Origin of the sequence: Streptomyces sp. NPDC050658, assembly GCF_044457025.1 — a bacterium.
Classification (GTDB): domain Bacteria; phylum Actinomycetota; class Actinomycetes; order Streptomycetales; family Streptomycetaceae; genus Streptomyces.
Genome location: NZ_JBITGM010000031.1, coordinates 1 through 1,251 on the forward strand (window position 1 = coordinate 1; position 1,251 = coordinate 1,251).

General features: G+C 57.6%; 2 rRNA genes. Both read right to left on the reverse strand.

The annotated features are described in order from the left end of the window. A 23S ribosomal RNA gene (locus ACIBKX_RS40735) occupies nt 1-854 on the reverse strand; the annotation flags it as partial. A 312-nt stretch (nt 855-1,166) separates the two neighbouring features. Further along, nucleotides 1,167-1,251 (reverse strand): 16S ribosomal RNA (locus ACIBKX_RS40740); the annotation flags it as partial.

Here is a 1,251-nt window from a genome sequence, read left to right on the forward strand (position 1 = left end):
TCAACCCTGGTGGGTTCGGTCCTCCACGAAGTCTTACCTCCGCTTCAACCTGCCCATGGCTAGATCACTCCGCTTCGGGTCTTGAGCGCGCTACTAAATCGCCCTATTCGGACTCGCTTTCGCTACGGCTTCCCCACACGGGTTAACCTCGCAACACACCGCAAACTCGCAGGCTCATTCTTCAAAAGGCACGCAGTCACGAGATGCAAGGCAAGCCTTGCATCCGACGCTCCCACGGCTTGTAGGCACACGGTTTCAGGTACTATTTCACTCCGCTCCCGCGGTACTTTTCACCATTCCCTCACGGTACTATCCGCTATCGGTCACCAGGGAATATTTAGGCTTAACGGGTGGTCCCGCCAGATTCACACGGGATTTCTCGGGCCCCGTGCTACTTGGGTGTCTCTCAAACGAGCCGCTGACGTTTCGACTACGGGGGTCTTACCCTCTACGCCGGACCTTTCGCATGTCCTTCGCCTACATCAACGGTTTCTGACTCGTCCTGTCGCCGGCAGACGACAGAAGAGAGATCCCACAACCCCGCACACGCAACCCCTGCCGGGTCTCACACGTATACGGTTTGGCCTCATCCAGTTTCGCTCGCCACTACTCCCGGAATCACGGTTGTTTTCTCTTCCTGCGGGTACTGAGATGTTTCACTTCCCCGCGTTCCCTCCACACTGCCTATGTGTTCAGCAGCGGGTGACAGCCCATGACGACTGCCGGGTTTCCCCATTCGGAAACCCCCGGATCAAAGCCTGGTTGACGACTCCCCGGGGACTATCGTGGCCTCCCACGTCCTTCATCGGTTCCTGGTGCCAAGGCATCCACCGTGCGCCCTTAAAAACTTGGCCACAGATGCTCGCGTCCACTGTGCAGTTCTCAAACAACGACCAACCACCCATCACCCCGAACCAGAAGCTCGAGTGCACTGGGGTCGGCATTGAGGTCGGGATCAAATCCGTACCCTCAGATACCCAACAGCGTGCCCGACCAGATCCCGTCCGAAGATCATGCTTTCCACGCTCTTACGAGCAGTACTTACAGCCTCCGACCCGTGAAACCGGCCGAGTAGTCAACGTTCCACCCATGAGCAACCAGCATCAGACATTCGCTGATGTACTGGCCTCTGAACCAGGCAAGCCCGGCTTAGAAGTGCTCCTTAGAAAGGAGGTGATCCAGCCGCACCTTCCGGTACGGCTACCTTGTTACGACTTCGTCCCAATCGCCAGTCCCACCTTCGACAGCTCC